The 13,923-nt window shown below is 58.3% G+C and carries 16 protein-coding genes and 1 pseudogene; all 17 read left to right on the top strand.

Features of this window, described 5'->3' with window-relative positions:
* Positions 1-43 precede the first annotated feature (43 nt).
* The 17 genes and pseudogenes from M5G17_RS09170 (at position 44) to M5G17_RS09095 (ending at position 13,715) form a co-directional block, all read left to right on the top strand.
* On the top strand, positions 44-1,948 hold the full coding sequence (locus M5G17_RS09170) for a phage tail fiber domain-containing protein (protein ID WP_273892611.1): 1,905 nt from the start codon (positions 44-46) through the stop codon (positions 1,946-1,948).
* 16 nt (positions 1,949-1,964) lie between these two features.
* Positions 1,965-2,330 carry a hypothetical protein gene (locus tag M5G17_RS09165; RefSeq protein WP_273892610.1) on the top strand — a complete coding sequence of 122 codons (366 nt, stop codon included), beginning with the start codon at positions 1,965-1,967 and terminating at the stop codon, positions 2,328-2,330.
* Complete coding sequence (locus M5G17_RS09160) at positions 2,327-2,533, top strand: phage holin family protein (RefSeq protein WP_273892609.1); 207 nt, start codon at positions 2,327-2,329, stop codon at positions 2,531-2,533. Before M5G17_RS09165 ends, M5G17_RS09160 begins: the two co-directional genes overlap by 4 nt.
* On the top strand, positions 2,534-2,788 hold the full coding sequence (locus M5G17_RS09155) for a hypothetical protein (protein ID WP_273892608.1): 255 nt from the start codon (positions 2,534-2,536) through the stop codon (positions 2,786-2,788).
* A gap of 12 nt (positions 2,789-2,800) precedes the next feature.
* On the top strand, positions 2,801-3,265 hold the full coding sequence (locus M5G17_RS27800; protein WP_273892607.1) for a lysis system spanin subunit: 465 nt from the start codon (positions 2,801-2,803) through the stop codon (positions 3,263-3,265).
* Positions 3,266-4,999, top strand: coding sequence for a phage terminase large subunit (gene terL, locus M5G17_RS09145; protein ID WP_273892606.1), 1,734 nt, complete (start codon positions 3,266-3,268; stop codon positions 4,997-4,999). It begins immediately after the preceding gene.
* 79 nt (positions 5,000-5,078) lie between these two features.
* Entirely contained in the window at positions 5,079-5,357 is a 279-nt protein-coding gene (locus tag M5G17_RS09140; RefSeq protein ID WP_273892605.1) for a gp19.5 family protein, read from the top strand.
* Positions 5,358-5,577: 220 nt separating this feature from the next.
* Positions 5,578-6,081: pseudogene (locus M5G17_RS27575) on the top strand (cache domain-containing protein); the annotation flags it as partial.
* A gap of 123 nt (positions 6,082-6,204) precedes the next feature.
* Complete coding sequence (locus M5G17_RS27570) at positions 6,205-6,939, top strand: methyl-accepting chemotaxis protein (protein WP_420793609.1); 735 nt, start codon at positions 6,205-6,207, stop codon at positions 6,937-6,939.
* A gap of 123 nt (positions 6,940-7,062) precedes the next feature.
* Positions 7,063-7,629 carry a nicotinamide riboside transporter PnuC gene (gene pnuC, locus M5G17_RS09130; protein WP_273892604.1) on the top strand — a complete coding sequence of 189 codons (567 nt, stop codon included), beginning with the start codon at positions 7,063-7,065 and terminating at the stop codon, positions 7,627-7,629.
* Positions 7,626-8,150, top strand: coding sequence for an AAA family ATPase (locus tag M5G17_RS09125; RefSeq protein WP_273892603.1), 525 nt, complete (start codon positions 7,626-7,628; stop codon positions 8,148-8,150). The genes pnuC and M5G17_RS09125 overlap by 4 nt, the downstream gene beginning before the upstream one ends.
* A 320-nt stretch (positions 8,151-8,470) precedes the next feature.
* Positions 8,471-8,908 (top strand): hypothetical protein, encoded by a 438-nt coding sequence (locus M5G17_RS09120; RefSeq protein WP_273892602.1) that lies wholly within the window; start codon positions 8,471-8,473, stop codon positions 8,906-8,908.
* Position 8,909: 1 nt separating this feature from the next.
* Positions 8,910-9,482, top strand: a complete 573-nt coding sequence (locus M5G17_RS09115) for an adhesin (protein ID WP_273892601.1) — start codon at positions 8,910-8,912, stop codon at positions 9,480-9,482.
* Positions 9,483-9,534: 52 nt separating this feature from the next.
* A complete protein-coding gene (locus M5G17_RS09110) occupies positions 9,535-10,860 on the top strand; it encodes a heme utilization protein (RefSeq protein WP_273892600.1) in 1,326 nt (441 codons plus the stop codon).
* A 64-nt stretch (positions 10,861-10,924) separates the two neighbouring features.
* A complete protein-coding gene (locus M5G17_RS09105; RefSeq protein WP_273892599.1) occupies positions 10,925-11,605 on the top strand; it encodes a C39 family peptidase in 681 nt (226 codons plus the stop codon).
* Between the two features lie 33 nt (positions 11,606-11,638).
* Positions 11,639-12,388 carry a hypothetical protein gene (locus M5G17_RS09100; protein ID WP_273892598.1) on the top strand — a complete coding sequence of 250 codons (750 nt, stop codon included), beginning with the start codon at positions 11,639-11,641 and terminating at the stop codon, positions 12,386-12,388.
* 46 nt (positions 12,389-12,434) lie between these two features.
* Complete coding sequence (locus tag M5G17_RS09095; RefSeq protein WP_273892597.1) at positions 12,435-13,715, top strand: coiled-coil domain-containing protein; 1,281 nt, start codon at positions 12,435-12,437, stop codon at positions 13,713-13,715.
* Positions 13,716-13,923 lie beyond the last annotated feature (208 nt).

Raw genomic sequence — 13,923 nt, 5'->3', positions numbered from 1 at the left:
GCCAGCACAGGTCCTGCTTTCACTCATCTGAAAGGAGGTATAAATGGCCGCGCCAAAAACCGTCCTAACGTATCCCCTTAACGGGGCTCTAAAGGACTTCCCAATCCCATTCGAGTATCTCGCCCGAAAGTTCGTCGTGGTCACCCTTCTCGGGTCTGCCCGCCGTCCTCTGGTGCTGAACTCTGAATATCGCTTCACCACTAAGACCACTATCACTACCACCTCTGCGTGGGGGACCGCTCAGGGCTTCGACAGTATCGAAATCCGTCGTGTGACATCTGCGACTGAGCGCTTGGTGGACTTCAGTGACGGTTCGATACTTCGAGCCTACGATCTGAACACTTCGCAGGTTCAATCTCTGCATATCGCTGAGGAGGCCCGAGACCTCACAGCCGACACCATCGGCGTAAACAATGACGGGAACCTTGACGCCCGTTCGCGCCGCATTGTGAACCTGGCTGATGCTGTTAACCCCGGAGATGCTGTAACCCTGCGGCAAAACCAGCAATGGGCTGGCTCCGCGCTGAATCAGGCCAACCTATCGGCTCAATCAGCCGCCGCTTCTGAAGCATCCCGCCAAGCCTCTACCTCTCAGGCGACTAACTCAGCTAACTCGGCGTTAGCTTCACAGACATCGCGGCTTGCATCCGAGGCAGCACGTGACTTGGCTCAGAATTATCGCGACGCATCTCTGGCAAACGCTCAGAACGCCGCTGGCTCGAACTCCTACGCGGCACTCGCTCGCGACTCTGCAATTGCTGCAAGGGACGGCGCGACTGCACAGGCTGACCGGGCGCGGACTGAAGCTGACCGGGCCACTACGCAAGCTGACCGGGCGAAAACTGAAGCCGACAAGCTTGGCAACATGAATGACATCGCGGCCAATCTCGACTCAACCTCTACAGGCGCCGGAAACTGGTCGGTGGTCTTCAAGGGATTAGTACGGGCCGTTGGTGCGATCTTTGCGAAACGCTTTGAGGCGCTGCCATATACCGAGGCCGCTGGTTACGGTCAGCAATGGGGAACCGGTGCGCCGTTTCTGATGAACGAGGGGACACTAACCGCAACGAGCGCTTACTACCCGATTCTCAAAGGCAAGTTTGGGAACTCGGGCGTGGGCGAAGCGGTATCTTTTGGTGTCCTCTCCCGCACTGACGGTCTACATAGTGCTGTGATCCACTGGGGCAACTCAGGCGGTGGTTATTCTCCATTGCTCGCTATAACCAAAGACGGCTCTTCCGCCCAGTTTTCCGGGACCATATCGACCGGGGCTTCTGGTGGGGTTTATAGCGGTACTGGGGGTATTTACGACGCAGGGAACCGCGTTTGGTCAGCCGGTAACTTCAATCCAGCCTTGAAGCTGCAAGGCACTGGCGTTACCAACACAATGGGTAATCAAAACTCAGTATGTGGCGTCCAGTACCTGAATCTGTCGGCTGGCAACCAAGTCTATAACGGTGCCTTTGAGGTTCGAGAGAATGGACTCGTGGGCAACGGCGGGCCTGCGCCGGGCCACATTTACAACGCACCATCCATTGCCTTCCACTGGGGTGCAACTGTGGTCAACAAGCTGATGATGTCGGCTGGGGGCAACCTCTGTTGGGGTAATCCCGCTGGCGAATTCTCTCAGCTCGGTACTAACGGGATCGTCTTCGGTTCTGCCTATGGTGCTGCGGGGACACTCTCTGGTTGGGTAGATGCCAACTTCACGTCAAAGGCTGCCTTCGCTTCTCAGGCCGTAGCCTCGATCAACGCCGGTACTCTCGGCAACGTCGCTTTTCTCTATAACCAGTCCGGTGCAGCTCAGGGCAACAACGCCGTGTTAGGCGGTGGCTCGCTCCAATGGTCATCTCACAACGCCGTGGGCGGTATCGTGGGCGGTGGCTCGTGGCGCTGCAATGGCTGGTCTAACAACGGTGGTTGCGCAACATGGCAACGCATCGCTTAAACCTAAAGGAGGCCCTATGGAATTTCCGTTTACCGAAACCCAAGGTCTAACCATTGAGGGCGTTCATTCGCCCCGTTGGACTGACCGAGAACAAATCCGCATCGACTGCATTCTGGCCACCAAGGAGTATGGGGAGATTCCCTTTACGTCTTGCCCATGGGACACCCCTGAGACTCTGCCGCACTGCCCTGCGATCTTCGAGCATCTCGCACAGGGACATGCAGGGCCCGTCGCTGAGTGGAACCGCCCTGAGCCGACCGCTGAAGACCTACAGGCTGAGTTGGACAAGCTCATGCCGGACATCATGCTGGGTCTGGCAACGCCTGAAGAGGTGGAGATTGCCCGCTTGCTGCGCGTGCAGATTAAGGCGATGGCCCCATGAGCGTCGAAATGGACTTCCAAAATGGCGTCATCAAGTACGCCCCTGTAGCCGTGGGCGCTGGTGCGGATGTCGCAAGCCGCTTCGCTGGCCTTTCCCTGAGTGACTGGTTCTATGTCGCTCTTATCACCTACACGGTCGCTCAAACTGTCGTACTGGTCTTCAGGACCATCATGGAGGAGCGCCGCAAAAACAAGGAGGGTTAAATGTCTGCTTCTGTACTGGAACAACTTCTTGAGGCACTCGATACCGAGACTGCCCGCAACATGCTGAAGGACCTGAAGAACCCTGAGCTTCGGAGTCCTCAACTCTACAACGCCGTAGGCAAGTATCTCGAACGTCACAAGTTCACCCTGGCAAAGCTCCGCCCTGATGAGTCCCTTCTTGGTGACCTCGCCTCGGCGCTGGCTGATGTCCCGGAGCTGACCGACGCAGAGCTGTACGGCCCGACCCAACACTAAAGGAGCCCCGCCATGACCACCCTAACCAAGGGTCTCTTGGGGCTTGTCTGTGCCTGTCTGATAGCTCTCGGGATCTACCTGAAGGGCTATCACGACTCCGACACCAAGCACCTATCCGAGGCTCAGAGCGCCCAACTGGCGTTCAACAAGAAACAGGAGGAGGAACGTGAAAAGTCCCAAGCGGCTTTGGCCGACATCTCAAAACAATGGCAAGCGTATTTGGCTCAAAAGTCGTCTGTGGCTCAGGGGACTATTGATCGGCTGCGTGCTGATGGCCTCAGCCTGCGCGTCCAGCTCGCCGACGCAACAGTGCGTTCAGTCACAAGTGACGGTCGATCCGTCCCTAATGGTTACGCCGAACTACACCCAAACACTTCTCGATTCCTTATCGAGCAAGCCCAACGAGCAGACCACCAAGTGACTGCACTTCAACAAACCATTCGCGAACTGCAAGGAGAACGCCAAGGAGGGAACTAATTGAACCAAGGTGAGAAAGATATTGAGTTAATGAAAAGGTCCTTTGTGGCCTTTCTTTTTGTCCTCTGGCGGGCCCTGAACCTGCCAAAGCCGACCAAGTGTCAAATCGACATGAGCCGCAAGTTGTCCTCTGGGGATCAGCGGCGTTTCATTCTTCAGGCATTCCGAGGTATCGGGAAATCGTTCATCACCTGCGCCTTCGTAGTGTGGAAACTCTGGAACAACCCTGACCTCAAGTTTCTCATCGTGTCGGCTTCGAAAGAGCGAGCGGACGCGAACAGCATCTTCATCAAGCGCATCATCGACCTGCTTCCCTTCCTGCACCACATGAAACCTCAGAACGGCCAGCGGGACAGCTCGCTTGCGTTCGATGTTGGTCCTGCCAAACCTGACCACTCGCCATCGGTGAAGTCGGTAGGTATCACCGGCCAGCTCACGGGTAGCCGTGCAGACATCCTCATTGCGGACGACGTTGAAGTACCGAACAACTCGGCGACTCAGGCAGCTCGTGAGCATCTCGGGGAACTCGTGAAGGAGTTCGATGCGATCCTGAAGCCAAACGGGACAATCATCTATCTGGGCACCCCTCAGACTGAGATGACCCTGTATCGGGAACTCGAATCCCGTGGCTACGTGACAACCATCTGGCCTGCGCGATATCCGAAAGACCTCAAAGACCGCGAGAGCTATGGTCACCGGTTGGCCCCTATGCTCGCTGGTGAGCTTGATGCTGACCCCCGGCTTTACTGGGAACCTACGGACCCTGTTCGATTCGATGACACCGACCTTCGTGAACGTGAGCTGTCGTATGGCAAGGGCGGCTTCGCTCTGCAATTCATGCTCAACCCCAACCTATCGGACGCCGAAAAGTACCCTCTCAAGTTGCGAGACTTCATCGTAGGCCGCTTCTCTCTGGAGAACGCACCGACGACCTTGCAGTGGTTGCCTAACGGGACCAACGAGATTAAGGGCCTTCCTAACGTAGGCCTTAAGGGCGACCGCTTCCACCGCTATGAGTCTGTGGGAAACGCTTCGGCAGCATACAGCGCCAAGATTCTGGTCATCGACCCATCTGGCCGGGGTAAGGATGAGACTGGCTATGCCGTCCTCTACATGCTTAACGGCTTCATCTTCCTGATGGACTGGGGAGGCTTCCGTGGCGGTTACGACGACAAGACATTGCAGGCACTGGCCGACATCGGGAAGCGCTTCAAGGTTAACGAAGTGGTCATTGAAGGTAACTTCGGTGACGGCATGTACGTGAAGCTGTTCAGCCCTGTGATGACCCGGACGCACCGTTGCGCGGTCACTGAGGTCAAGTCTAAGGGCCAGAAAGAGATGCGTATCTGTGATGTCCTTGAGCCTGTCCTTGGCAGTCACAAACTGGTGGTGATGGAAGACGTTATCAACCGGGACTATGAGACGGCCTTGAACATCGACGGCACGACAGACGTTAAGTACAGCGGTTTCTACCAGCTCACCCGGATTACGAAGGAGCGCGGAGCCCTGGCACATGACGACCGCCTTGATGCGCTGGCAATTGGCGTGCAGTTCTTCACTGAGGCGCTTGAGCGTGACTCTGAGGTAGGAGCCTCGGAGATGCTTGAAGACTTCCTAATGCAGCAGATGGAGGACCCATTGGTGGGCTTTGACGATCACCGTCAGATGCTCATGGGTGACGTAATGCTTAGCTTTGAGGCTGACGGCACGACGACCAACTACATGGGCTGGTGAAAGAGTGACTGAACAAGGACGTTCGGTCATTTCCAGCACCCAGTTAAAACCCCTCACTATAAGCAGAGGGGGACTTAAAGTGTCCCTGCCGGTCCACTTTAAAACCACTCACTATGGTCGTCTTAAAGACCTCCTCTCTGATGATGAATATCAACGACCAATAACCACTAACCGAATGGAGGACCGTGCGATGACTACGCGCTGGAAAACCTTTTTGGCGGTTATCCGCGCCTTGGTAACCCACCGCGTCACTTATCGCTTCCTTGGGCTCCTCCTCGTTTCACTCGGTATCGCCCAAGGTGGTGGCCTCATGGAGAGCTTTGGGGATGTCGTGTGTGTGGTAATCACCTGCGAATAACCACCATGGCCTTTAGGTCTCTTTGAGAATCTGGGGCAAAAATCTGAATGACCACCTCAATACGGGTGCACTCGCGCATCCCCCCGTGCCACCCTCGCGTGAGCCTTATCGCGCCCGCATGGGGTCCTTTACGCGCCTGAGCGCCCGCACCTCTGGATGTCACAACGGTGTCCCAAAGGGTCATCGAGCTGCCCGCTAAGGCCCGAGGGATACGGAGTGCTTGTATTTCTGGATCAACGACCTGGGGCCGAAGATGATCATGCATCCGGCCAACCCCAAGCTCGATGGCCAGGACCTCTCGGCGATTCGTGACCCGGACGGCTTTGCCCTGTTCAACGAGATGGCGGCGCTGGCCAAGGCCAAAGGCGCTGGCAGCATCGACTACCGCTGGCCCAAGCCCGGGGCCAGCGAGCCGGTGAAAAAAACCTCATATGTGCAGCTGTTCCAGCCCTGGGGCTGGGTGATCGGTTCGGGGGTGTACATCGACGACATGCAGGCCGAGTTCCTGCGCCAACTGCGCGATGCCTCGATCCTTGGCCTGGGTATCGCCCTGGTCATGGCCCTGCTGGTGGTGCTGATCGCCCGCAGCATTGCCCGACCGCTGCAGGAGGCGGTCGATGCCATGGCCACCATTGCCAGCGGTGAAAGCGACCTGACCCGGCGCCTGGACACCCACGGCTTTGATGAGGTCACCCAACTGGGCGCGCACTTCAACAGCTTTACCGCCAAATTGCAGGGGGTGATCAGCCAACTGCAGGGCGCGGTACATGCCTTGGCGCAATCGGCCAACGACGTCGGCAACAACGCAGGCCAGGCCCAGCAGCGCAGCGAGCAGCAGTCGCAGCAGATGGAACAAGTGGCCACGGCAATCAACGAAGTGACCTACGCGGTCCAGGATGTGGCCAAGAGCGCAGAACAAGCCTCCAGCGAAATGCGCGATGCACAGTTGCGCGCCGAGCAAGGCCAGCACAGCATTCACGGCAGCCTGCAGCGCATTGACCAACTGTCGGCAACCATTGACGAGGCGGTCCAGGTAATCCGCGCGCTGGCCGGCCAGAGCACGCGCATTGGCAGTGTCCTGGAGGTGATTCGCTCGATTGCCGAGCAAACCAACCTGCTGGCCCTCAACGCCGCCATCGAAGCTGCGCGCGCCGGCGAACAGGGCCGCGGCTTTGCCGTGGTCGCCGACGAGGTGCGCCTGCTGGCCCAGCGCACCCAGCAGTCCACTGCTGAAATCCAGAGCATGATCGAACACCTGCAAGGTCAGTCCGAAGCGGCAGTAAAAGCCATCGATGCCAGCAGTGAAGCCTCACGCCAGACCGTCGAGCAGGCCAGCGAAGCCGGGGTCAGCCTGGATGCCATCAGCCAGGCCCTGCACAACCTGACCGCGCTCAACGCCTCGATTGCCAGCGCCACCTTGCAGCAGTCGCATGTGGTCGAGGAGATTAACCGCAACGTCACCGAGACCGCCGACCTGTCGCAGCAAACGGCCCTGGCGGCGCAGCATTCGAGTGATTCGGGCAAGGCGCTGTTCCAGTTGAGCGGGCAACTTGAGCAGTTGTTGCGACAGTTCCGGGTCTAATCGGGAAATGCTATCGCGGGGCGAGCCCGCTCCCACTGCGTGCAGATCCATCCCGCTTGCTAGTGGCGCCTGGCGCGCCACAAGGTACAATCGGCGCCCCCTCGAACCTGCCAAGGAACGCCGATGTCCGGCCTCGAACTGTTCGCCGCCGTGCTCGGCGTTATCGCCGTGTGGCTCACGACCAAGCAGAACCCCTGGTGCTGGCCGATCGGCCTGGTGATGGTGGTGCTGTACACCTGGATCTTTTACGACGTGAAGCTGTACTCGGACATGCTCCTGCAACTGGTCTATGCCGTGCTGCAACTGTATGGCTGGTGGCAATGGACACGCCCGGACAGCCAGCGCGAGGCGCGCCAGGTCACCCTGCTGGCGCCGCACGCGATGGCCTTCGGCTTGGGCCTGGGGCTGCTCGGCAGCCTTGGCCTGGGCGCGGCCATGGCGACCTGGACCGACGCTGTCCACCCCTGGCTGGACGCCGCCTTGACCGGTTTTAGCCTGGTCGCACAATGGTGGATGGCGCAAAAGCGTCTGCAGTGCTGGCCGTTGTGGGTCATCCTCGACGTGATTTTCGTCGGTTTGTTCCTGTCCAAGGCCATGTACCTGACTGCCGCGCTCTACGCCCTGTTCACCCTGATCGCGGTGCAGGGCTGGCGTGATTGGCGACGCGATCCGGCGCTGGCATTGCCATGAAGGTGCTGGTGCTTACCGGTCCTGAGTCCAGCGGAAAAAGCTGGCTCGGCAATGAAATCAGGCTGCACTTTGGCGGTGAGTTGGTGGGCGAGTACGTCCGTCACTTCATTGACGAACAGGCACGCGATACCTGTTATGCCGACATCCCGGCCATTGCCCATGGGCAGTTGGCCTGGGAGGACGCCGCCCGCGCCCGGCGGCCGCGACTGCTGATTCTCGATACCCACCTGTTGAGCAATATGCTCTGGAGCCGCACGCTGTTTGGCGACTGCCCGGCATGGCTCGAAGACGCTTTGCTGACGCGCAATTACGATCTGCACTTGCTGCTCAGCCCCGAGTCGGTCGGCTGGCACGACGACGGACAACGCTGCCAGCCGCAGTTAGCCGAGCGCCAGGCGTTCTTCCAGGCCACTGCCGCCTGGCTGACCCTGCACCGCCAGCCTTGCCAGGTGCTGCAAGGCGACTGGCAACAGCGCAAGCAGGCCGCCTTTACCGCCGTAGCTCGCTTGCTCGAGACCTGAATCAATTTCTGCACAACTGTCCATTCCTGAAACACTCCCCTCTACGCAGAACCGCGATTTAAAGCGGCCACCGCCGGCAAAAGCGAAAGTGTTAAGCGCCTGAAACACTCGACGCCTGTGGCCCTTGATAAGCCATGGCGCCCAAAGGATCCAACCCTGCAGGTGGTGAGTGTCTCAGTGGCGTTACACTATTTTTTGACCCCTTCCAATCAATTTACCCAAGCCTTTGTTTTCCAATAAAAAACAAAAAGCGGCACAGCTTCTGCTCTCTTCTTCGCAACGCTGAACAAGGCCAGCGCACCGAAGAAGGAATTGCCATCGTGGGAAAAATTGATAAAGGCATCTACCGCCTCGTGCTGATCAGTTGCGTACTGGGAGCCAGCATCAACGTGCCGGTCCAGGCCGAAAACGGGATCGTGGTGATTACCCGCGATGTGCAAACCCGCAACGCCGTGCGCGCCCCGTTGGTGCCCGATCCGTACCCGACGACGGTCAATACCAACCCCTCGGTGCAGATCCTCAAACAAACCAACGAGCTCAGCGACGGTGACTTTGCCAACATCAGCAGCGGTGCGGGCATCAGTTCCATGATCACGCAACAGACCAACAACCTGGGCGGCAATCTCAATAACCAGACACAACTGCCGAACCTGGCTGGCGGACGTTCCGGCAACTCCGGCAACGGCATCTCCAACATGGTCAACTCTAGCGTGCAGAAAGGCCTGGCGCCCCTGCAGATCTTGACCGGAGGTCAGTGAGATGAAGCATCGGCTGCTGATTCTGGCCATGTTCTGCAGTACACCGGCCCTTGCCCAACCCCCAGTGATCAATAACGCCAACATCGACACCACCGGTGCCCAGTACCAAGGCAACCTTACAGTCAACCAGGCTGCCGGTGATCAACAGCAACAAGCCAACGCCCGGGCTATCGCCGTAGGCCATGGTGCCAGCGCCACGAGCCAGATCCGCCAGCGCTTGCGTACCCAGGTCGACCCGAACATGGATGCCCAATCCGGCATTCAGGGCAACTCCTTCAGCAATGGCAGCGGCGCACTGGGGGTCAACCAGAGCGCGGGCGCCGCCAATCAGCAAGCCAACGCACTGCGGATCAGCATCAGTAGTCAACCGCAAAGTATCGACGACAGCGTCCTCATGCAACAAAACGTGGCGCTGCTCAACAACTCCGATCCAACTGACTCGACACCCGGCTATCGCCAGGTCACTACCAGTGACCAGGCATTCACCGGCAGCCGTGGGGTCATTCAGTTGAATCAGAGTGCCGGGGTGGGAAACCGAACGGCCAACACCCTGAGCATCCGGGTCGCAGACTGACCCAAACAGGTAATAACAACACTTAACCTAAAATAAAGTACGGAGAATCACCATGAAACCTTCGATGGCACTCAAGCCTCTGGTTTTCGCAATTGCTGCGGTCATGGCTGTAGCTGTACAAGCAGGGAATGATCCACGTGGTGGCCACAATAACGGCCACAACAACAATGGCCATCACAACAACAATGGTCATCACACCCCTCCTCCGACTAAAATCCCGGTGACCGCCACTGCCAACGCCTGGGACAAACAAAGCAGCACCAACAACAAAATCCGCAACGAAGGCACCGTGAACGAAGCTGAAATGAGCAGCTCGGCCACCGGTACCAGCGGCAACGTCGGCGTCAACGTGGCTGCCGGTGCCGGCAACCAGCAAGACAACGCCGCCGCCATCGCCAACGCCGGTTCCGTCTCGGAAATCGACAACACCTTCGTGTTCGGCAATGCCACTTCGACCGCTAAAGTCTCGCAATACAGCAACCACAACCGCGTCGACAACTACGGCAGCACCAACTCCGCCGTCATGGGTGGTTCGGGCAACAACGGCAGCGGCAACATGGGCATCAACATTGCCGGTGGCGACCTGAACCAGCAGAAAAACACCATGGCGATTGCCAATACCAACGCTGCACTGGGTAACGCAACCGCTACTGCTTCTGCCGAGCAAAACGGCCCAGGCCTGACCGTCAACAACAACGCCGATCGCACCTATCGTGTCGATACTCTGACGGTAACCAAAACCGCCAGCGGCAGTGCATCGCGCGACGGGTCCTTCGAGGCCAGCGGCAGTAAGAGCAACTCGTCGAGCTTCGAAGTGGCCGGTGCCAAGAGCTTCGACGCCAGTGGTTCGTACAGCTCGGACGCAAGTGGCTCTAAAACCCACGAAGCCAGCGGTTCACGTGGTGCTACGCTGAACGCATCGCTGGACGTGCAATTCGACGCCAGCCGCGAAAGCAGCTATGACTATGGCCGTCACCACAGTGGCAGCCGTTCTGATGAAGCCAGTGCTTCGCTGACGGCTTCGCTGGATGCATCGGTCGAAAAAACCTGGAACAAAGAGTCCAGCTCTTCGTGGGACAAGTCGTATGACTCCTCCTTCGAAAAAGCCTTCAACTCCTCGTTCGAGAAATCAGGCAGCAAATCGTCCGAGTCTGAGTACGACAAAGCGAAAAGCTGGAGTGAAAGCAGCTCTTACGATTTGAGCAATACTTACTCTTATCAAGTGCTGACTCCAACTGGCTGGGCCAACCCTGTAACCAACACCGCAACCCTGAGTGGTTCGGTCAATGGCGGCAGCGGCAACCTGGGCGTCAACGTGGCGGCCGGTCAAGGCAACCAACAAAGCAACTCGCTGGCCATTTCCAACACCTCGATGTAAATGCTGTGGCCTGGAGGCCCCCTTCGGGGGGCCTTTTTTCAACACCGGCAGGGGGGCATCGAACATGCGCATTATCGCCTTGGCATTTTTGCTGTGCCTGGCAAGCTTGAGCGAAGCGGCGCAACTACCGCTTTCGGTGCTGCCAGGAGGCGCGGTGGTATTCAAACCCATCCAGAGCGTACGCGAACGCAAGTTCGCTGACCTTGTGCAACAGAAAACCGATTTCAGCTGTGGCGCCGCAGCACTGGCGACCATTTTGCGTCAGGCCTATTGGCTGGACGTCAATGAAGATCAGATCATCGAAGGCATGCTGGCCCACTCCGACCATGACATGGTCCGGGTCCAGGGCTTCTCCATGCTCGACATGAAGCGTTACGTGGAAAGCCTGGGCATGCGTGCCCGTGGTTACCGGGTAGAAGTCGACGCCTTGCAGAATGTTCGCATACCCGTGGTGGTGCTGATGGACATCCGTGGCTACAAGCACTTTGTGGTCTTGCAGAAAGTCCACAAAGGCTGGGCTTACATCGGCGACCCGGTACTGGGCCACAAACGCTACAAAGTCGACGATTTTGTCAAAGGCTGGAATGGCATCATCTTCGCCGTCATCGGCCGGGGTTACGACAAGGCCAATGCCTTGCTCGACCCACCGCTGCCGCTGACCGCCAAAAACCGCATCAATACCTTCACCCCGGTGCAAGACGCTGAGTTGATGGATTTCGGGTTCATCCAAAGCGACTTCTTCTAATGACAAGGGAGCATGAGGCTCCGGGAGCATCCCATGAAGACTTCAATCTGGCTCGCCGTGGTTTGTCTGGCCGCCAGCCTGCCCACCCAGGCACAGACGCTCAAACCCATTGAATTGAAGGATCAGGAACTGGCGAACTTGCGCGGGCGCTTTGTCATGCCGGGACGCATTGTCAGCTTCGGCATCGTCATGAGCAGCACCTGGCAAAATGCCAATGGTGAGGTCATCGGCGCCAAATCCTCGATGCAAATTCAACAAACAACGATAAAACCGCAGTTTTATGTGTCGATGATCGACGAAAAAGGTACCGGCTCTGCCCACGCGCAAAACACCGGAACAGGTAGCGTCAGCGGCGGCAACGGCCTCAACAGCACCGAAGGCGTCACCCAAGTGGTGCGGGCGGCCGGCGACAACAATACCGCCTACAACAACGTCGATATCAACGTCACCAAGGCCAATCAGGCGCCAGTCATCCAGCAAGAGGGCCAGGCCCTGGCTGCAGGCTCGACCCTGGTCGGCGCCAACGGCGCAGGCTCGCTGAGCGTGTCGTCGAGCGGAGCCGGCGGAGTGCAGTTGAACATCGTCGCCAACAACAACCAGGGCAGTACCGTGCAACGCCTGGCCCAGGGTGGCCTGATGCAGAACACCACCTTGCTGGGCGCCGGCAACCGGGTCAGCAACCTCACCTCGCTCAATGTCGTACTGCGTGAGAACGTACCCACCGCCGGTTCTCTCAATGGCAACCTGGACCAACTCAAAGGCCTTCGCACTCTCGGATTCTGATCTACGCTCAGTCTCATCATATGTAGTCAGAAGGGACGGCTAACCCATGCACCGATCGTTAACGTTCAGAGCTATCGTCTGTTTGAGTAGCCTGACACCGGCCACCCTGCTCTACGCGGCAGCCGATCCTCAGGTCGAAGTACTAAAACAAGAACTCATGGAGTTGAAACAACGTTACGAAGCACAACAGAACGCGCTGATGGTCCTTGAGCAGCGCGTTCGCCAGGTTGAAGCAGCACCGCAAGCCCCCCCACCCAGACGCTTGACCAAGTCCCCTGCGGAGACCGTCAAGGGCGGCCAGACCGTGGCCAGCGGTGCACCAGGAACTACCGGCAGCTCCTACGGCCAATCGCTCAAGGACGACTCGGAGCCGGCACAAAGCGTGTCCAACCTGTACGACGAGGCCAGTGGTTTCTTCGGTGGCGGCAGGTTCAGCGTCGAAACCGGCCTGACCTATACCCACTACGACACCCGTGCCCTGGTCCTCAACGGTTTTCTGGCGCTGGACTCGATTTTCCTCGGCAATATCAACCTCGACCGGATCAAGGCCGATAACTGGACCCTGGACCTGACCGCGCGCTATAACCTGGACCAGCGTTGGCAGTTCGATATCAACGTCCCGGTGGTCTACCGCGAATCCACCTATTCCTCTGGCGGTGCCGGTGGCGCCGGGCCCGTTACCTCCGATGCCACCGTCAGGCGCGACCCGACCATTGGCGATGTCAACGTTGGCGTTGCCTACAAATTCCTCGACGAGTCGGAAAACCTGCCCGATGCGGTGGTCACCCTGCGCGTCAAGGCACCGACCGGCAAGGATCCCTATGGCATCAAGCTGGTCAACGACCCGACCAACGACAACCTCTCGGTACCGGAAAGCCTGCCGACCGGCAACGGTATCTGGGCGATCACCCCAGGCATCTCGCTGGTCAAGACCTTCGACCCAGCCGTGCTGTTCGGCAGCCTGTCCTACACCTACAACATGCAGGACTCGTTCAGCGACATCAGCCCGACGATCAACACCAAGGTCCCGGGTGATGTGAAACTTGGCGACTCCTGGCAGATCGGTGCCGGTATTGCCTTTGCCTTGAACGAGAAGATGAGTATGTCGTTCTCGTTCTCTGACCAGTTTGCCAGCAAGAGCAAGATCAAGCCTGACGGTGGCAGTTGGCAGTCGGTACCGAGCAGCGACTACAACGCGGCCAACTTCAACATCGGCATGACCCTGGCCGCCACCGACAACCTGACCATCGTCCCCAACCTCTCCATTGGCCTGACCGACGACTCGCCGGACTTCTCCTTCAGCCTGAAATTCCCGTACTACTTCTAAGCAAAAAGCCCGCTTCGGCGGGCTTTGATGCTGTGGGAGCGCTGTGGGAACGGGCTTGCCCCGCGATGAGCATAGGTATATACACATCTCTAGCGAGTCAGCCTATTGGCTCTTGATAGGCGTGCTTATCCAGTTGATGTGGCGAGGCTGCCGACCCCTTCCGCCCTTACGGCGGCTCACTTTTTTCTTGGACGGTGCGTGTCAATGT

The sequence above is a fragment of the Pseudomonas rubra genome, assembly GCF_028656935.1.
GTDB classification, from domain to species: domain Bacteria; phylum Pseudomonadota; class Gammaproteobacteria; order Pseudomonadales; family Pseudomonadaceae; genus Aquipseudomonas; species Aquipseudomonas rubra.
This window is presented reverse-complemented; position numbering and strand designations above follow the sequence as displayed.